Below are 19307 nucleotides of genomic sequence, written 5' to 3'. Positions count from 1 at the left end.
TAAAAGGGATAGACATCCAAAGAGTACGGCATGCAACCAGAATTTGACCTTCATTATTTTAAAGAATTGAAAACATTAAAAAGGAACCAAATCTATGAAAAGATAGCCGTCCTACATTTGGATATTTTCTATTTTTTTACCCGGTTTTATGGCGCTGCATCCTATAATCATGGATTCTGCCCTTTTTCCCCCTCAACTGTCCTGCTCTGTCCTGTCCGCGGATAGACCTCCCGGGATAAAACACATCAAAATAAATGATTATTCCGGCAGGCCGGTCTCCGTGCCGTGAGATTGGATACCGTGGCGGAAGATTGGCATATCAGATCGATAGGCTTGTGACTTTATTGGAAAAATTTGCGTAAATATTTATTTTCTGTTTCCAGTAGTCTGCGTTTTTGGAAAGATAGGGCAGGTTCTGCAAACTATCCGTCATTTCATCGTAGAAAGGCAGTTGAATAAGCGTTTCCTTCTTCCCTTTCATGGTACATTCGAGGAAGATCTTATTAATATGGCCCTTGTCGGGCCGCTCATTTTTGATCAGACGGCAAAGAACGACTTCCGGTAAATTTACCAGGAAGGAGCGTTCTTCTTCCCCGTTCAGGTCAATGAATAATAACTGCTCATTTACCCGGTCCACAGCGATGATCCTTTTGCGGAATTCCTCTTTACTATCGATGGTCAGGTTGTTCCGATCGATAAGATCCGTAAGAAGCCGATCCATTTTTTTACGCGTTTTGTTTTGTTCTCTACGGGAAATTACTATAAGGAGAACAATGAACAACAGCACCACCAATACAATAAACACGGCTATAGATAATGTAGAATTCATATCATTCGTTTTTAATTAGAAAATGGGATATATAGTCTTTATGATTTTTTACTTTACCGCGCCTTTCTATAGGTGATAAAAAGCAGCGGTAAAGTGACGAGTAACAGCAGATACCATTTATTACCTGACAGGTATGCAGATTTTATGGTGACAATATTGAGTAATACAACAATGCCTAAAATCAACCTGCCTGCCGGAATCTGCGCATGATTTCCAGACATAACAAATAGATTTGTTAATGAATAAGATGAATAAGACAGGAAGAAATCCCCGCAACCTGTAACCAATCAGGCCGGGGCAAGCGTATTAAAGTCTTTGAAGTTAGACATATAGTAGAGCTTTCTGCAGAAGCAGACGAAGGATATCTGGCTCGATATATGGGTGGTGAAGTTCATGATCATTTAAATCTATGATCAATAAAAATACAATTTTATTCCGAGGAAACCCGGCAAGACGGTTAGTAGAAATGTTAAAATTCTTTATCCTTTATGAAGCTGGGCAGGGAGAAGGTCATGGCGCAAACCGATCCACCGGGGATACTTTTCCGATAAAAAACAATCCATCGAAAACTGCCGGCCAGTTACCTTTTAACTCTCCATAGTCGGCAAATGCGCCCAGGATCTTTTTTGCTGCACTTGTCGTTCCAAACTTTGCCGATCCATCGTTTACCGGTCCATCATTTGACATTCCACCGGACAAAGAGCGATAATCAACAAAAGCATAGGGCAATCCCCGGGCTGCCAGTAATCCCTCAATACTTTCGGGTGTCCGGGGTGCGACGGATAGAATATTGCTATTCCCGTAATCCATATAGCTGCCTGCTGCCCCGGAAAATCCGATGCAATAGGCCTTCGTTCCGAAATAACGATGGATGGAGGAACCCATAGGGACAAAAAGATTTTCGTCAGCAGGAGATGAGCTATCCTTATCAGGCTGAAAACTTTCCAGGCCTTTGGAGATATGTGCATTATGTGCCCAGGCAATGATCTTTTTGCCGGGATAGGCTTTTTCCGCCAGCCATTCCAAATTCTTTGCCATTTGAAGGTCACGTACGCTCACCTCATTTCCCTTTACCATCTGCCAGTAGCGTGTGGATTGCGATTCAATACTGCAGACTACCTCGTACCAGAAACCGGGAAGGTCCGTCAGGGCAGGACTGGCGTCGCCCGGGCGCCCTGCTTTATTTTGCGGACTGACCTGTTGCGGATTGACCTGTTGCGGCTTGGCTCGTATCTGATCAGGTACCCGGGAGTCCGGCGAAAGCAGTTCTTTTAATTGTTTGATTTTTTGAAAAAAGATCTTTTTCTCCTCCTCTGATGGCCGGTAGGCATTGGAGGCAAAGACAGCCAGGCTCACCCGTTTGAATAGTTCCCAATCCTGGCCGTTGAAGCCTTCCTTTCCCGCCAGTTTTTTTTGTATGTCCGGATCTGTCTTTTTTAAGAATTTTTCGAAGTCTCCGAATAAATCCGTTTTTGCTTTAACACCGGAGTGCTGGCTTTCAAAACCAGCCATGATCAGGGGATGAAATGAGTTGGTACCGCCGCCGTTCACCCCTGACTGTATATATTCGAACAAGGGCAACATCTGTTTGCTGGTGGCATACATATAAAATAAGCTGCCGATCACCTCCTTCGATACCTGTCCTCCATTTTTTACATTCTCCCATATACGGGCAACATCATAAAAACCGCTTTCGAAGGCCAGCACCTCAAATCCCATTTTCTCATGCAAAAATTTTATGATCCTTGTTTTGGCCAGAAAGGTGGAACCTTCACCATGCGTCTGTTCTCCTAAAAGAACAAGACGGGTATCGCCTATGGCCGTCTGAAGACCTTTGAGGTCGGCGTAGTCCGTATCGGCCGGATCGATGGATCTTACGGAGGAAACCGTTCCCGGAACACCGCTCAGACCGGATAAAGCTTTATTTTGGGAAATATCCTTATCCTGCGCAAAGACCGGTCTCATGCCTGATGTCCATAACAGGATACCAAAAGCAAATAACAAACGAAAGCAGCGGTTTTTGAGCATGGTCATAACGAAGGCGGTTTCTCCTACCGTGTCAGGGATGGTTAATTTGTAATGTTGGTCTAGTTATTTTTTAGTTTCTTGTAGAACCATTGTTTGGCAAATTCAGCCGATAGGATATAAGCGCCTATGATAAGCAGCATCCAGCCATAAAATTGAAGCGGCAACCGTACGAATCCGAATATAGGAGCCAGTGGTGTGAAGGGAAGAACAAGAATAAAAAGGATGATACAACCGGTGGCCATGCCTAAGTATTTACCCGGCAGGCTTTTTAGAAAAGGAAGCCTGGTCCTAACGACCAGCACGATGAGGGTTGCCGAGATCACGGATTCTACAAACCATCCTGTTTGAAAGACTTTTTCATCCGCTTTCATGACCAGCAATAAGACGACAAAGGTCAGGTAATCGAATATCGAACTTAATAATCCGAATAATAACATAAAACGCTGGATGAAACGGATGTCCCAGCGACGGGGTTTCCGGATAGCCTCTTCGTCTACTCTATCGGTGGCAATCGTCATTTCAGGAAAGTCAGTCAGCAGGTTGGTAAGCAATATTTGTTTGGGCAAAAGAGGAAGGAAGGGCAGGAACAAAGAAGCGCCGGCCATACTGAACATATTACCAAAATTGGCGCTGGTGGCCATAAAGATATATTTCATGGTATTGGTGAAGGTCTTGCGTCCGATCAGGATACCTTCCCCTAAGACAGCCAGGTCCTGGTCCAGCAATACGATGTCGGCAGCTTCTTTGGCAACATCCACCGCAGAATCGACGGAGATACCTACATCGGCGGTATGAAGCGCAGGGGCATCGTTGATCCCGTCTCCCATGAATCCCACTACATTCCCTGCCTTTTTCAGCAAACGTATGATACGTTCTTTCTGATTCGGCTCCACTTCCGCGTAAATATTTGCCTTCACCGCCTGTTGCATCAGGGCGCCATCGCTCATGTCCCTCATCTGGCCGCCCGTGAGGATAACCGGTTCTTCGATCCCTATCTGCCGGGCAATGGCATCAGCCACCAACGCATTATCCCCGGTGATCAGTTTTAATTGCACCCCCAGGTTCTCCAGATTGGTTATGGTTTGTTTCACGTCTTTTTTGGGCGGATCGAACAAGGTGATAAATCCTAAAAAGATCATATTGGTCTCTTCTTCCCGGGTAATGTCATGGTCATTCTCCGTTGTTTTATAGGCCAGCCCCAGAACCCTGAAACCGGCAGCGCTTAATTGCCTGTATTGGTCCATGATCACGCCACGTTTGTCTTCGATGGAATGAAGTTCTCCGTTACCCGTTTCGACCCGGTCGCAGATCTCTACTATAGCGGTCAGGGCCCCTTTTGTAATGGCAAAGTTTTCCCCTGCGTTCTTTACCTGGACAGTAAGTCTTTTACGGATAAAATCATAGGGGATTTCACACTGGACCGTATAATCCGGGTTTTGTTCCGAGAGGGCGGCCGGAGTTGCAACCGGAGACGTAATATCCTTTTCCTTTGCCTTGTACACCGTACAAATGGCTTCATCTATGGGATTGTGGAAACCCTGTTGTAAAGAGGCATTCAGAAAGGCAAAATGCAGCGCTTTATCCGAATGATTCCCTTCAGCATCAAGGGCATCTTTGAGCGTTACCTTCCCCTCTGTGATCGTCCCGGTCTTATCGGAACAGAGAATGTTCATGCTGCCGAAATTCTCGATGGAAGAAAGTCGTTTGACGATCACCTTTTTTTTGGCCATAGCCCGGGCTCCGGCAGCAAGATTGACGGTAATGATCGCAGGTAGTAATTGCGGAGTCAACCCGACGGCGAGTGCCAGGGAAAAAAGAAAGGAATCCAGTGCAGGCTTATGCAGGAGTACATTGATGGCAAAGATGATGATAACCAGCAGTAAGGTAATCTCCATCAGCATGTAGCCAAATTTGCGTATTCCTTTTTCAAAATCCGTTTCGGGAGACTTTATACGCAGGCGATCCGATATTTTTCCGAATTCAGTAAGCTTACCTGTCCGTACCACCAGCGCCCTGGCCTTTCCGCTGATCACATGCGAACCCATGAAAAGGGTGTTCGTTCTTTTGGCAAGCGGTGTTTCTGCCGGAAGAACTCCGATATTTTTCTCCACCGGGTAGGTTTCACCGGTAAAGGCAGCCTCGTCGATAAAAAGTTCTTTTGATTCCAACAGCAGGCTATCACCGGGAATGACATCCCCTGCAGCGAGTAAGATAATATCTCCGGGCACGACCTGCTCGATGGGCAATTCTGCCGCGGTACCTCCTCTGAGTATCCGGCACCTGATCTGTACCATTTTTAAAAGCTCCTCTACCGCATGCGCCGCCCCTTTTTCCTGCCAGAAACCCAGGAAACTACTGATAAGGATGATAATGATGATAATAATTGCATCCGAAAAATCTCCCAACCCCATGGATAATAAAGCTGCGGCAATCAATAAAATGGTGATGGGACTTTTGAATTGCAGCAGAAAAAGAAGGACTGCCGAAGACCCGGATCCGCCTTTGAGGGTATTGGAGCCATATTCTTCCAGCCGTTCTTCGGCCGCTGCAACCGAAAGGCCATCCTGTGTGCAGGACATAAGTTTCAATGCATCTTCACCGGTGAAGCTCCAAAAATGATCAATGGGCAAGGAAGCTGATGCAGGCAAAGAAGGTAAAGGGGGTAATGAGGATAAAGGGGCCAAAGGGGTGGAAGGGGTGGAAGGCTGCTGAGGCATATGATAAAAGTTGAAATACTGTTTGTTCAATACGGAATTACCCTTTGGATCCTTCAGCATTACTTCAGAATCCTTCTCTATTTTACGGCCTGTGTAACAAGGACCATTTCAGTATCGTCGTTCCCTGAAAATACACAAAAAAACAGCATTCCTTAAAAGTATACGCCATCTAACATTATGAGCATAAAGTTTTGGCAGTCACTTTTTGTCTTGGCCCTTCCCTTTTTTTGCCTGGCGCAGGATAATTACGAGATACAGGTATACGCCTCTCCAACCGTAGCCAAAGGCAGCACGATGGTGGAACTGCACAGCAATTATACCTTCGATGGCCAGAAGGCAAGTAAGAACGGAGTATTGCCCACCAATCATGTTTTTCATGAAACCATTGAGATCACCCATGGCTGGACGCCCTGGTTTGAAACCGGCTTTTATTTTTTTAATACACTCGGCAGTGATCACCGCAGTAATTATGTAGGCAGCCATATCCGGCCCCGCGTAGCAGTCCCGGCATCGTGGCATTGGCCTTTGGGTGTGAGCCTGTCCCTGGAAGCGGGTTATCAGAAAACGCAGTACAGCGAAGATGACTGGTCTCTCGAAATAAGACCTATCGTAGATAAACAATTCGGGAATTTATATTTATCCTTTAACCCCACCTTTGATAAATCCTTTCATGGACTAAATAAAGATCTGGGCTATGTTTTTTCGCCGAACCTAAAGGCCTCTTATAATATTTCCAAAGTGGTGGCCACCGGGTTTGAATATTATGGCTCTTTGGGTCCGCTGAATAAATTTCAGCCCTATCAAAGCCAGGGCCATCAGTTATTCCTGGCCGCTGATCTGGATTGGTCGCCGGACTGGGAGTTGAATGTTGGATATGGATGGGGTTTTACCCAAAGCTCGGATAATGCCATCTTTAAAGTAATTCTGGGATACCGTTTCCATTAACCTGCTTTCGTCTGGAAAAAGCCGGGTCCAAAAAGGTATCCGTACCTTTATCCCCCCTTTTTCTTACCGGAAGGCATCTGGTTGATCCAATCGGTGATGAGTTTGACGGCCTCCTTGTGTATCACGGTACGCGCCAGTTCGGGCATGGCCGTTCCCGGCTCGATGCTGTTCATCCGGTAAGCCAGGATGGAATGCGCGGCATCCCCGGGTATAACATCAAAATTAAGGCCTCCGGCTCCGCCACCTGCGGACACGGGGGCTTTACGGATCCCTATCTGATCGGAATGGGTTTGCTGGTATTCCAGGAACAACCCGGTATTATACGCATCTCCGCCCTTGGTATGACAGTGTGCGCAATTCACGTCGAGATAAGCTCTTGCCCTTTGCGCTGTCGAATAATGTTTGGCATCTTTCCAATCCGGAAGTTGTTCAACATTCTTTATATCCGGCAAACCTTTCAGACTGCCCTCTGCGGCCCAGGCCATCAATTGATTCTCTTTTTCTCCGGCCCTCACAAAATTCAGATTACGCGCCTTTGGACCGATCGGCATCAATACATCGTTATTGATATGACATCGTTTGCAATCGTTGGTATTCGGCACCTGGTAGATGGTAGAGATCTTTGTCCCCTCCTCATCGAGTAAGGTGATCGGCACTCTCGCCCCGGCAATATGTCTGACCGCATCCGTCTGCCCCTCGTTCCAGAGATAGTCCATCACCTTCCAGCCCTTGTCCAGCGGGTCCTTTACCAACAGCCGCGTCTCGATCATCACCTTTTGATGAGCCGCATTCCGGTAGGCAAAATTTTTGATGATGATCGTAGAATCCGGAAAATCCATTATTCCCTGTGGTTTGAATTGGACGCTTTGCCCTTTCGGCAATACGATGAACCTGTCCTTAAGCGCATAATCCGTAAATAAAGGAGTAACCAGTTCATAGGGCAGGATACGAAGACCTTCGGCAGGTTTCAGATCGCTCAGCTTATCCCGGAAAAAACCAAACTCTGATAATTTTTCTTTAAAAACAAATGCGCTCACGCCTCTCTCTGTGGTTTTTTCTGCGGCCTTTCGGGCATCCTTTTCCGCCTCTTTTTCTGCATCTTTTTCTTTACAGCTTTGAATAAAGAGTACGGATAAACCAACAAGCAAGGTAATCCCCAAAATAAAAAATGTCGTCTTTTTCATGAATCCTGTTTCACTGATTTGGCAATAGGAATCTTATTTATTTTTTTCCAAGGATATAACTTCTTGCAAGGTACGCCTACGGACAGGTATATGCCGCCATTTCGGTCGTCGGATGCCATTTCTTTGGATTGGTCACATTCAGAAAATCCGCATTGACAAACATATTCTCTCCCGGCTGTTTGATGCAAATAGAATCAGGGTTGGCTTTGGTTCCTTTGTTCAGCAAATTGGATGATATACCATCATACATGATAAAGGGGATTCTTTTGCTTTTTCTTGTGGCATCCAGTGCATTTAATTGCTGCTCGATCCCCACCAGTATTTTGCCGATATGGTGTTCAAAGGCTGGAGCTGGAAATTCATTCCCCATTTCCAGGGTATTGTCGTGAATGCTTATGTTCTGCGGAATGGGAAAATAATTTTCGTTTATCTTTTCTGCCGCCTTATCGTCTACCGCAAATCCGGAGGCAATAGTAATGGAACAGGAGTTGTTATTAAGAATTCGGTTGTTGTAGATCTCCAGGTTGGATGCCGCCAGAACGATCACCCCGCTGCCTGGAGAGGCATTCCCTACTCCCCAGGTAGTTCCAAAACTTCCCGCCTTGGCAAAATTCCGGGTATTGTTGTCATGAAAGTAGTTGTCATGAGCCTTTACAAAACCGCCCTTTTTAGAAAGGCCCGGCAGATCGAAAATTAAGAACCCGGCCGTATTGTTATAAAATTCATTGTTGTAAACCTGTGCATGGGAGGTGTTTTCGATCTCGCAGCCGGCTACGTTTTTTGTCGCCTTACAATTACGGACGATGGCGCTATCCGACTGCCCCACATAGATGCCCGCATCCGAAGAGCCTTCCGCATAACAACTATCGATCAATACATTTTTACACATGACCGGATAGATAGCGTATCCGCCGCTGGTGGAATCGGCCGTTTTCCAAACCGCGTGCAGGTTGGTAATGGTTACATCCCGGCTCTTATTGATCTTTAAGAGGTCACCCTTCGAATCCCGGATGGTCATCCCCTGAATGGCAAAACCAATAACATTGGTCACGCGGATACCTTCACCGCCCTGGGTCTGTCCGGAAAAATCAAGGATCGTCTTATCGAAGCCTTCCCCTTTTATGAGAATATGCTTTACCTGTGCCAGGCTCAGGTTGTCGAATTTGTACAAACCTTGTTTGAATTCGATACTGGTACTGTCCTTCACCGACAAAAAAGCTTCGATGATCTTTGTTTCTTCTCCAGGGCTAAAAGACAGAATCGTTTTATATTCATCGGCTTTTTTTGCGGTATCATTGGCTCCGCAGCCGGACAACATAAAAAATACGCCAAGGGCAAATCCCAGGATCAGGGTATAGGACAAAGCAGGAACCCGGAACCGGAGGCCGGCTAAAACCAGGAACTGTTTAGTGATTGATCGTAGTTGATTCATATAGATTTATTTGTGGTTGATTTATTTATTGTTGATTTAATTAAAACACATTATACGCATAAGTTACATAATACACACCACCGATCATCGGGTTAGCCGTTCCGGTAGAATAATATTTATTCGTCAGATTGGTCGCGCCCAATTTGATCGTCGAATGCGCCTTCATCAATTTATAACTGACCTGTCCGTCCAATACCACCGAGGCAGGGACAGTACCATTTGCCAGACCACCCGATACCACATAATAATAACCCGGTTTGTAACGTAAGGCCGTATTAAAACCCCACAGTTGCTTTCTCCCGATACCGCTGTTACCAAATTCCATATTGATATGGTAATGCGGGGTATTGAAGTTATTGATCTGGCTGTTGTTCCTGTTCTGCAGGTAATCGGAGAAATAATTCACCTTGGCCAGGTAATTGTGCGAAAGATCAAAACTTACACTGGCTGCCCATCCGTAGGTATAGACCATCTCTCCACCGTTGAAGGCGATATTATATTGGGTATAGGTACTATGATCCTTGAATGCGGTCAGATCATTCGTTCCGGGTGTATTGGCCACATTGGCATAGCCGATGAAATTTTTCCAGGCGGAGAAGTAACCCAGTACATCGATAAGAACCGTTTTGGCAATCAGGGAAGAATAACCCAGTTCAAAGGCATTGACCGATTGAGGTTTGATATCGCTGTAATAAAACCGTTTCAAGGTGTTTGGGTCCTGCGTTTGCTGATAGGAATTCACACTGTCCAGGATATAGGGAGGATACTGATCGAAATGGTAGCTGCCGTTCAACAGCAGCTTGGATCCGCCGCTGGAATAGCTGTTGTATCCATTCTGCGTGTTTTGCAGGGATTGAATATTCGATGGAAAACTATAAGCGTTCTGGTAGGACATACGGAGATAGTTCTCTTTTGCCACTTCCAATACCGCAGATGCCCGCGAGGTGATCTTCGGATCGGAGAACAGGGAGTTCTTATCATAACGGAAAGAAGCGCTCAGGGTCAGCTTATTGTTCAGGAGTCTTTTGGTCAGTTGCACATAAGCGCTATATTCATTAACATTTATGGGTTTCGTATAATCCGGAAACAGGGTACCCTTGGAGTTTAATTCATATAAACGCCAGTTTATTCCCGCGATGATCTCAGCAAAGGAGATAAGGTGTGAGAAGTTGTATTGCGCCTCGGCATTATACAGTTTGCTGCGGTCCAGGAACAAGGTTCCGCCCTGGGTTATGGGTGTAGAACTGATACTGTCCTTCAAATGGTTGAACCTTGCGCTTCCCACAGTCGGTATTCCCTGATCGGCCGCTGTCCTGCCTGCCAGGTTTGCATCGTTAAGATTCGCTCCACCCGCCAGTGCGCCGATAAAAGCGCCCGTATATTGCGGATACCAGCCATCACCTGTGTTCGGGTCATAGCTGGGTTTCCAGGCTTCATTGATATATTGGGCCGTTGGACCGGCAATGAGCGTATTGCCTGAATTCTCCTGGGTGGTATAGGCACGGACAAACCAATTCTCCGCCTTTAACTCCATCCGGTATTGGCCCACCTTGAAGTTCTTGATCTGGTAGCGGGTATCGTTGGTGTACACTACATTACCCGTACCGAATGCTCCGGAGAAAATCGCTTCCAGATGTGGTTTTATTTTATACCGCAATTCCGCGCTTGCTTTAAATAAATGGGCGTTGTTATCCAGGAATCCGTATTCCGGGAATCCCGTTCTGGCGACATAATAACTTTTATGAGCAGCCAGGAAAGGATCGATGATAGGTGACAAACTGGGATCTCCCTGCTCGGCGCCTGCCAGGAATTGATTGAGATCAGCATTGGTCGCTCCGCCATAATAATTCACGCCATTGTAATTGGGGTCCGTCAATTTCGTGCCCGGTCCGCTCTTATTGGTAGTATCGTTAGCTACCCAATCCTTTGCCTGGGTGTATTGCGCATTTATCTTAAAAGCCAGCTTTTCACTGATCTTTTTGCCCCAGCGGATCGTCCAGTCATAGTAGGGAGAAGCACCAACGGGATCATTGCTTTTACTATTTTTTACATGATTCACCCCCTGGGTCACCTGGACACTCAGACCCTGGTATTTGAAGGGGTCTTTTCCCGTCATGACCAGGGTACCGTTTAATCCCCTCGATCCGTATAAGGCAGATGATGCCCCGGAAAGAACTTCGACATTGTCTACGTCCAATTGTGTCAGACCGATCGCCGAACCCAGCGGAAAATTAAGACCAGGGGCCATATTATCCATCCCGTCCACGATCTGGGTGAAATTGGTGTTCCCGCTGGTATTGAATCCCCTGGTAGTTATCGAGGTAAATCCAATACTGGAAACGGTCACATCCACTCCTTTTAATCCCTGCAACATGTCGATATAATTTAACTGCGCCGAATGAATAATGTCCTTATTACTGATCTGCTCGATGGTTACCGGTGATGATAGTTTTTTCTGCACGGTACGACTGGCAGATACGACCACTTCATCCCCCAGGGCCGAGGTGGGTTTCAGTTCGATATCCAGCGCTTTTTGAACGACTCCCATGGAAGTCGTTTCCACCAGGATCTCCCTTGCTTCAAAACCGATCGAAGAGATGACCAGGGTTATGGGCGGCGCCTTGCGAACGGTTATCTGAAATCTTCCTTTATCATCGGTATACACGCCTTCGGAAGAATTCCGGATGGCTACCGATACCGCCGGGATCCCTTCTTTGGTCAGGCTGTTACGGACAATTCCTCTGAGGGTATTCTGTGCCTGTATAAGGGCCGGGGTCAGGACATAGAGGGTCAGTAAGAAAAATACGATTTTTCTCATATGCAATTAATTTTGTATGGTTACATTAAAGGGGGTATACTATCAGGAGCAGGTGTTTACTTATTTTATCCAAAAACATTTTACTTTATCAACATCTTGAACCATTTAAGCTTGCCTTTGAACGGAGGATATTTCAGATCCGGGTCAAACCAGGTCGGTGTCCTGAGAATCGGTTTGGCATGCGTGAAAGTCTCGAAACTATGACGCCCGTGATAAGCCCCCATTCCGCTATTCCCGATTCCGCCGAAGGGAAAATAGTGATTCGCAAATTGCCAGACCGTATTGTTGACGCAGCCGCCACCGAAGGCAACTCCTTCTATCCATTCTTTTTCCGTTTGGCTGTTGGACGTAAATACATAAAAGGCAAGCGGGTTAGGATTCATTTTTATTAAGTCCATGGCTTCTTTCCTGGTAGTAAAGGGGTATACTGGCAAGATGGGACCGAATATTTCTTCTTTCATCAGGGCCGCACCCGTGATAATCTCTTCCATTACCGTTGGTGCTATAAAAAGACCTTCACGACTGGTCTGACCGCCGATGACAATTTTTCCTTCCTGTAAATATCCGGACAGTTTGTCGAAGCGGTTCGCATTGACGATCCTTCCATAACTTTCGCTTTGCGCGGTATCGGACCCGAAGAATTTGATCAGCGTCGATCGCATTTCCTCTATAAAGCGTTGATGAATATCTGTATGGACCAGCACATAATCAGGTGCTACACAGGTTTGCCCGGCATTGGCAAATTTTCCGATTGCGATCCGCCGGACGGTACTGGCCAGATCCGCGTCGTTTTCCACTACAGCAGGGCTTTTCCCTCCCAATTCCAGGGTTACCGGGATCAGGTCTTTGGCAGCCATCTGATAGATCGCTTTTCCGACGGTTAAACTACCGGTATAAAAAATATGATCAAACCGGAATTTATTCATAAGAGGAGGAATAACGGCAGCTCCGTCTCCCTGTATTACCCTGATATATTGTTCGGGATAGATCTCCCTGATAAGTCGTTCAATGATCACAGCCGTTGCCGGTGCAAATTCCGAAGGTTTTATAACCGCACAGTTCCCTCCTGCAATGGCACCGGCCAGTGGAATCAATAATAATTGCAAAGGATAGTTCCAGGGAGAAATGATCAACACGACACCAAGCGGATCCCGGTAGATTTTACCGGAGGAAGGCAAATTCACCAGGTTTACACCTGGCCGTTGCGGCTTCATCCACTTGTGTAATTTTTTGATGGTCACATTGATCTCGGAAAGAACGATGCCGGTTTCCGTGGCATAGGCCTCTTCCGGGCTTTTGTGCAGATCTGCATAGAGCGCCGCAGCGATCTCCTTTTCATATTTTAATACCGCCTGCTTCAGCAACTGCAATTGTTGTTTCCGAAATGAATAGGGCCTGGTCTGACCGCTTTCATAATAGTCACGCATCTTTAGCAGCTCATTTTCAGGCATGGTTGGCTATTAAATTAAAACAATCGTTATTTTTTTCAGGCAGGCATCAAACCTTTTTGAGACCGGCAAAGATCAGTGACACCAGGAATTTCATTTCCTTAAGACTATCCGTATAATCAATCTCGCGGTCCATTTTCAGGATGGCCTTTTGCTCTACGCTATGTTTCAGGGCATCGATCATATGCATCAGCGAGGAAGCCAGCTTTTCGGCATTGATCTTGACCAGTTCGCCGCTGTCCACCCCTTCTTTGATGACCTGGGCCAGGAATTTCATTTCCTGTTTCATCATGGCCTCGTACAATTCAAAGAAACCGGGCAACAGTTTGTTCAGTGTTTCCGTAGATACCCGGTTCAGGCTCAATACGTTTTTATAATAATTGACCCGCTCCTGCATATAAAACGACACTCTTTCTTCGGTTCCCTTTTTCTGCAGAATCTTTGCCTGCAACGAGTTCAGAAATTCCTGCCCCTGTTTCATGGATACTTCCAGAAAGATATCTTCCTTATTCTTATAGTAATAATACAGTGACGCTTTGTTCAGTCCGACTGCCTTCGCAATATCCTCCAGGGTCGTTTTATCCAATCCGAATTTTAAAAAACACTGCATGGCCGCTCTGCCAATCTTCTCCTTCGCTAATTCCTTTTTACTCATCCTTCAAGATTGTTAACTGAATTAAAGATAAATGAATAATTGAATTTTTCAAACAATTTAGTAAAAAAGTTGAAAAATAGAAAATTGATCATCCGGGGGATTTGCCGTTCTGAAGGGCCAACTGAACTTCCGGATAGAGAAATTCTGCTTTTTCGCGCGCTTGAATATTTTAAACATGCGGGAATCGAATCGCGCCCGTGCCCGCTCCAAGGGTTTTTAGAATCCCTGCTATCCTATTTGTATCACCCACTTGATTTATCTAAAACCCTTTCTTCCAACATTTCAATATAGTTCTTCGCTTCTCTGTTATATTTTATCAATATTGAACCATAAATAATACTTAAAAAGAGACAACAAAAAAATATAGTTCCCCGGTCCCCTGTTTGCACGCCTTTCACCAAGGCCCAAATGGCTATGCCATAGAAGGGGGCTACGATCAACAACCCCATTGTAAAAGGTCGAATGACTATCTTGACGATCGTTTTCAACCTTTTCTTATCATATTCAATTTCCCCTTTCATCACCGGGAGCAAACTGGTCCTGCCATACGTCAATGCATATTTACCGGTGACTACAATAAAATGATTACCCGTTATCCTTCCTTCAAGCATTCGGGTTTTTAGCGCTTTTGCCACCGTAAAATTCCAGTCAGGGTCGGAAGAAATATTCCTTATTCTTTCCAACACCTTTTCCTTACTAAGGTCCGTCTCGTACCGCCTTCTTAAATAGGGTATTATTCTCATGACAAGTTATTGCTGTTATGGCGTTAAAATAATTAAAAATGGACAGCGGAACGTATTTGACCGGAACGGAAAAATTTGCCTTTCCGGACGGGCAAGGATGTTTTTGGATGCTCGCGATCCGACCGTTGTTAAGACATTTGATCCTGACCAGCCTTTGTTGTCATTGTCCTGGTAAACAAAGTTTGCCTACCTGCCATAATTCCATTTTGCAATCATGCAAAATCATACTAGCCCCCAATGGCCCGGTCACCGCAAAATCTTGCTCTTTCCATGCATCCACCGTCGGTTGGTTTACAACAGAACGGTATGCACTGTCAACTTGCCTTTCTTTGCCAGTAACCACAGCTATCATCTTCGGCTTTTTTCTCTCCTTTCCTTATTTCTTCCTGGGCCTCATTGACCTCTTGGTCCATCGTCTTTGTTACCGTGTCAATAAAGCTATGGCAACTAAATAAAAACATCAACAGGGGGGCAAATTTGTACGTCATGGAACTAACAAGATACGATACAGCATATAAAAAAGCAATTTCCGGTTAAAGGCATGAATAGCTCTTTTGCCTCATTCTTCATTTTTGCGGTTCTTTCGATCTATCCCTATCAACCATACCCATATTCCGCCAAAGATCGCCGCAAAAAAATACAAGGCCCTATCAGACAATACCGAATTCTGCCACTGTCCATACTTGGTGAGATATTTGCCACTGACCTGCGAATCTGTGAGCTGTAAATAGACCCCGATCAAGACAAAGCACACCGCGCCTAACGCAAATACCCACTTTGTTTGATTCATGTCTTTGTTTTAGCCATTATCGGTCATTGAATTATCCTTCATCTGTATCAGCCAGTCTTTTGTGCCCGCATGCCCTTAGTTAAGTTCTTTAACCAGATAAACGAATTGGTTCTGATTGGATGTCTCTACGATCCCGTTATGAGTGGAATTTTCAATAATCACCGTTATCCTGCGGTAATCCCTGCTATTTTTAATGGCCTGTTTTAGTATTAGCGCATTTACTTTCGCCAGGGAATCCAAGCCTTCCTGGGTAGCAGGCAAGTCCTTCCCATTGATCAACAATAGTGTCAATACATTCATAGCCTCCTTCTCCAGGAGCTGACTGCGAGAAACGGTAACCCCCACCTTGGCAAAATGCCCGGTTATGCCTATTTCTTGCTGGATGGCCGTAAATTCTTTAGTAAAAACGGGCGTTATGGGTAACTCAAAGTGACAGGAAAATAGGGCAAAAACGGCGAAAAAAAGCAGGATAGTAAGTCGATTGGGTCGGTAAAGGGGCATGGTTGAACGTACTATTGGTTAAGTGTATCGAGATTCTTCTTTTACAAGATAGTATCATCCTGTAAATAATACAACTACTGATTACCGGGTATTACACTCTTTTTTATGGAATGTTGGTAAATGCAGCTCTCCTTATAAAGAAAACATGAAATGGATATCCATCGTTTTTCCGTTAGTGTTGGTAAGTGGAGCTTGTAAAGACAAACCCACCATACCCACCGCTTTGCTTTACGCGACCTTAAACGCTATTATCCAGCAAGACAGTGTCTTTGCCGATATGGTTTGCCATTCCTTTGCTGCCCCCAATCTACCGGCCGACATTCAATCGGCTTATTTTAAAACGGATTCTCTCTTTATACAAAAACAGCTTGTCCTTGCACGAACCGCTCAAATAGTCCCCGGACAACTACAGTTTTATTATCCGAGAAAGCAGCGCCTGGAAAAAACCCGTCTTGATACGACATGCTCCGCCGGTATACTATATCATTTGTCCTACCCCCTATTCTCCAGCGATTTACATACGGTGCTCATCGGTATTACCGAAGATTGTAATTGCCTGTCATCAGATGTCTCTAAATAATTGATGCCCCCGAGATTAATAATAGATAAAGAATCATTATATCGCGCTTCGGTCAGCAGTAGCAACCGGCGTTTTATAGGCCGATTTTGCCATCTAGCGGTGCCCAGTTCTTAAGGCCTTGATTGTAATAAAGGAACAATTACCCTAATTTTGGGTGTGAATTAGCCAAAAATTACCCTAATTTTGGGCGTATTTTTAAAAAAAATTACCCTAATTTTGTGCAATGTTTCATAGAAATATCCTTTCTGAGCTTGAAAAATGGTCTGAAAAAACGACCAGGAAGCCCTTGGTTCTCAGGGGCGCAAGACAGGTAGGCAAGACTACAGTGGTGCATGAATTTGCAAAGCGTTTCGACAAATATATTTATCTGAACCTGGAGGTGGAGGCTGACCGAAAGCCTTTTGAAACGCTTCGAGAGATCCATTCTCTGATTCAGGCTATATTTCTTTCACGGAATATGAGAGTCGCCGAAGGAGGGAATACCCTCCTTTTTATTGATGAGATCCAGGAAGTTCCCGAGGCTTTTAATATGCTTCGGTATTTCTATGAGGAATACCCCGCAATCAGAGTGATCGCCGCGGGCTCCTTGCTGGAGACGATTTTTAACCGCGGACTTAGCTTTCCCGTCGGCCGCGTTGAGTTCATGGTGATCAGGCCGGTTTCTTTTCCCGAATTTCTAGGAGCCCTCGGCGAATCGGCGGCGCTGGAGCAATTGTCCCAAATCCCCGTTAATGATTTTGCGCATGAGAAGCTGTTGGGGTTATTTCATACCTATGCAATCATCGGCGGCATGCCCGAAATAGTCAGGGTGTATGCTGAGACCAGGGATCTGACATCGCTTGGATCCTTGTATGAACAATTGATTGCAGCGTATATAGATGATGTGGAGAAGTACGCCAGGAATAACAGCCTGTTACAAGTGATTAGGCATTGCATCCGGGTAAGTTTCACGGAAGCGGGTAAAAGAATAAAATTCCAGCATTTCGGACGATCCAATTATAATTCGAAAGAGGTGGGTGAAGCGCTGCGGACATTGGAAAAAACGTTTCTGTTGTCTTTATTGTATCCTACGGTAAGCGCCATGCTTCCCTTATTGCCTGATCTGAAGAAATCGCCAAGGCTACAGGTCCTCGATACAGGAATGATGAATTATTTTTTAGGAGTGCAGGCAGAACTGCTTGGCACAGATGATCTTAATAAGATGCACCAGGGAACTATTGTAGAACATCTGGTGGGACAGGAATTGTTGGCAGGGAAGTTCAATATTCTCAGTCATCTGAATTTTTGGGTAAGAGAAAAGAACACTTCCACCGCTGAGCTGGATTATGTTTATCCTTTCGAGTCACTCCTGATCCCAATAGAAGTCAAATCGGGAAAAGAAGGTGCATTAAAGTCTCTGCACTCATTTATGGACCAGGCATCGCACCGGATGGCGATTCGCTTTTATGCAGGAAATTTGCATATTACCCAACCTGAATCCCAGGAAGGAAAATCCTATCATTTATTGAGTCTTCCTTACTACCTGGCTTCCCAAACGGAAAAATATATTTTCTGGCTGAAGGGGAAAGTTGAATAGAAGTAATGGCAAAATCTATTGAAGAATATGAAGACAAAGTTTTAAAAAACGTTGCATTGGATTATTGAGCCGCCTATCGGGCTTCGGTCAGCAGTTGCAACCAGCGTTTTATAGGTCGATTTAGCCACCTAGCGGTGCCAGGTCATTTCCCTACGCAAAAAGATCCTTTTCCGTCCATCTGTGAAATATTGGATAATATATTGACCTGTCATTTCTTTTATTAAATATTCCGGTAAATAAGAAGGACGGATATCTTTTTGAAAATCCAGGTATATGCTGTCGCCAACGATTCGAAAATGACCATCATAAAACTCAGGGCTGAGCTTCTTTTTTATGCCTTTATGGACAATAGCATATTCAAAAACATTGTGCCGAAAAGTAGTATACTGAATGCTTATTACTGAATCCTCGTAAAAGGCAATACGAGTGCGCCCGTCAAAAGATTTTTTGATAATCCGCTTGTTGGCAGCTCTTGCTTCCTTTTGGGAAGGGCTACAGGAAATAACAAAACTAAAATGTAAACCAATGGACAGCAGGATCAGAAATCGCATAAAATGGAAGGTTTAAGTTCTTGTTTGCTAAGGCCTTAAATCTATCAGGATTTGGCAAACTCAATGGTTGGAAATGTTTCAATTAACACAGTTTTAACCCCGATCGGGTATTGCAGGTCCTTCTTATCAATACCTATATAGAAATATATGGAGATCCTGGATAGAGATGGAAAGCTTATAGTGCCCAAAGCTTAGAACCTTTAGTTCACAAAAGTGCATATTTTTTGTAATTTGCAATATCATGAAAAAGACAGAGAAAAAGACAAGTTTTTGGGATAGTGAATTTGACATGATCGTTGATGAAAAACTGAACAAGTTAAAAGGGGAAATTTTGGCTCCAAAGAAATTGGAAGAAGCTAATAAGCATCTTAGTAAAATGAAATCTTTACCGAAATAAATTAAACTCCTGGGGTAGAATTCAGAAGTAAAGCAAGTGTTCTTACATACCTCGAAAATGATATACGCATAGACATCGATACGCTAAAAGAATTTGATATATCCACTATGGAA

General features: G+C 44.8%; 17 protein-coding genes. 4 read left to right on the top strand and 13 right to left on the bottom strand.

Annotated elements, in window-relative coordinates; genetic code table 11:
* Positions 1-319 precede the first annotated feature (319 nt).
* The 4 genes from ACX0G9_RS26560 to mgtA all read right to left on the bottom strand — a co-directional run bounded on the left by ACX0G9_RS26560 (position 320) and on the right by mgtA (position 5487).
* A complete protein-coding gene (locus tag ACX0G9_RS26560; RefSeq protein WP_459068004.1) occupies positions 320-829 on the bottom strand; it encodes a hypothetical protein in 510 nt (169 codons plus the stop codon).
* Positions 830-882: 53 nt separating this feature from the next.
* Positions 883-1050 carry a hypothetical protein gene (locus ACX0G9_RS26555; protein ID WP_459068003.1) on the bottom strand — a complete coding sequence of 56 codons (168 nt, stop codon included), beginning with the start codon at positions 1048-1050 and terminating at the stop codon, positions 883-885.
* Between the two features lie 289 nt (positions 1051-1339).
* Entirely contained in the window at positions 1340-2863 is a 1524-nt protein-coding gene (locus ACX0G9_RS26550; RefSeq protein WP_459068002.1) for an erythromycin esterase family protein, read from the bottom strand.
* 53 nt (positions 2864-2916) lie between these two features.
* A complete protein-coding gene (gene mgtA, locus ACX0G9_RS26545) occupies positions 2917-5487 on the bottom strand; it encodes a magnesium-translocating P-type ATPase (RefSeq protein WP_459068009.1) in 2571 nt (856 codons plus the stop codon).
* A gap of 264 nt (positions 5488-5751) precedes the next feature.
* Here mgtA and ACX0G9_RS26540 point away from each other — a divergent pair, with 264 nt between their 5' ends.
* Positions 5752-6519, top strand: coding sequence for a hypothetical protein (locus ACX0G9_RS26540; RefSeq protein ID WP_459068001.1), 768 nt, complete (start codon positions 5752-5754; stop codon positions 6517-6519).
* 47 nt (positions 6520-6566) lie between these two features.
* Here the strand turns inward: ACX0G9_RS26540 and ACX0G9_RS26535 are convergent, their stop codons facing one another.
* The 8 genes from ACX0G9_RS26535 to ACX0G9_RS26500 form a co-directional block, all read right to left on the bottom strand.
* On the bottom strand, positions 6567-7703 hold the full coding sequence (locus ACX0G9_RS26535) for an SO2930 family diheme c-type cytochrome (RefSeq protein ID WP_459068000.1): 1137 nt from the start codon (positions 7701-7703) through the stop codon (positions 6567-6569).
* A 76-nt stretch (positions 7704-7779) separates the two neighbouring features.
* Positions 7780-9135 (bottom strand): parallel beta-helix domain-containing protein, encoded by a 1356-nt coding sequence (locus tag ACX0G9_RS26530; protein ID WP_459067999.1) that lies wholly within the window; start codon positions 9133-9135, stop codon positions 7780-7782.
* A 40-nt stretch (positions 9136-9175) separates the two neighbouring features.
* Positions 9176-11953 carry a TonB-dependent receptor gene (locus ACX0G9_RS26525; protein ID WP_459067998.1) on the bottom strand — a complete coding sequence of 926 codons (2778 nt, stop codon included), beginning with the start codon at positions 11951-11953 and terminating at the stop codon, positions 9176-9178.
* 80 nt (positions 11954-12033) lie between these two features.
* Positions 12034-13404 carry an aldehyde dehydrogenase gene (locus ACX0G9_RS26520; RefSeq protein ID WP_459067997.1) on the bottom strand — a complete coding sequence of 457 codons (1371 nt, stop codon included), beginning with the start codon at positions 13402-13404 and terminating at the stop codon, positions 12034-12036.
* Between the two features lie 46 nt (positions 13405-13450).
* The gene (locus ACX0G9_RS26515) at positions 13451-14056 is read right to left on the bottom strand and encodes a TetR/AcrR family transcriptional regulator (protein WP_459067996.1); all 606 of its coding nucleotides are present in this window, start codon (positions 14054-14056) and stop codon (positions 13451-13453) included.
* A 242-nt stretch (positions 14057-14298) separates the two neighbouring features.
* Complete coding sequence (locus ACX0G9_RS26510) at positions 14299-14799, bottom strand: hypothetical protein (protein ID WP_459067995.1); 501 nt, start codon at positions 14797-14799, stop codon at positions 14299-14301.
* A 559-nt stretch (positions 14800-15358) separates the two neighbouring features.
* Positions 15359-15589: a hypothetical protein gene (locus ACX0G9_RS26505; RefSeq protein ID WP_459067994.1), complete on the bottom strand. Its 231-nt coding sequence runs from the start codon at positions 15587-15589 to the stop codon at positions 15359-15361.
* Between the two features lie 75 nt (positions 15590-15664).
* Entirely contained in the window at positions 15665-16090 is a 426-nt protein-coding gene (locus ACX0G9_RS26500; protein WP_459067993.1) for a hypothetical protein, read from the bottom strand.
* A 145-nt stretch (positions 16091-16235) separates the two neighbouring features.
* Here ACX0G9_RS26500 and ACX0G9_RS26495 point away from each other — a divergent pair, with 145 nt between their 5' ends.
* Both ACX0G9_RS26495 and ACX0G9_RS26490 read left to right on the top strand, forming a co-directional pair.
* Complete coding sequence (locus ACX0G9_RS26495; protein WP_459067992.1) at positions 16236-16670, top strand: hypothetical protein; 435 nt, start codon at positions 16236-16238, stop codon at positions 16668-16670.
* A gap of 223 nt (positions 16671-16893) precedes the next feature.
* Positions 16894-18246, top strand: a complete 1353-nt coding sequence (locus ACX0G9_RS26490) for an ATP-binding protein (RefSeq protein ID WP_459067991.1) — start codon at positions 16894-16896, stop codon at positions 18244-18246.
* Positions 18247-18374: 128 nt separating this feature from the next.
* On the opposite strand, the gene ACX0G9_RS26485 is transcribed toward ACX0G9_RS26490, so the two are convergent.
* Positions 18375-18797 carry a hypothetical protein gene (locus ACX0G9_RS26485; protein ID WP_459067990.1) on the bottom strand — a complete coding sequence of 141 codons (423 nt, stop codon included), beginning with the start codon at positions 18795-18797 and terminating at the stop codon, positions 18375-18377.
* Between the two features lie 241 nt (positions 18798-19038).
* On the opposite strand from ACX0G9_RS26485, the gene ACX0G9_RS26480 reads away from it, so the two are divergent.
* Complete coding sequence (locus ACX0G9_RS26480; protein ID WP_459067989.1) at positions 19039-19194, top strand: hypothetical protein; 156 nt, start codon at positions 19039-19041, stop codon at positions 19192-19194.
* Positions 19195-19307 lie beyond the last annotated feature (113 nt).

Source organism: Flavitalea flava, from assembly GCF_054461575.1.
Note: the sequence above shows the minus strand (reverse complement) of the source record. Positions and strands in the feature narration are given on the sequence as shown.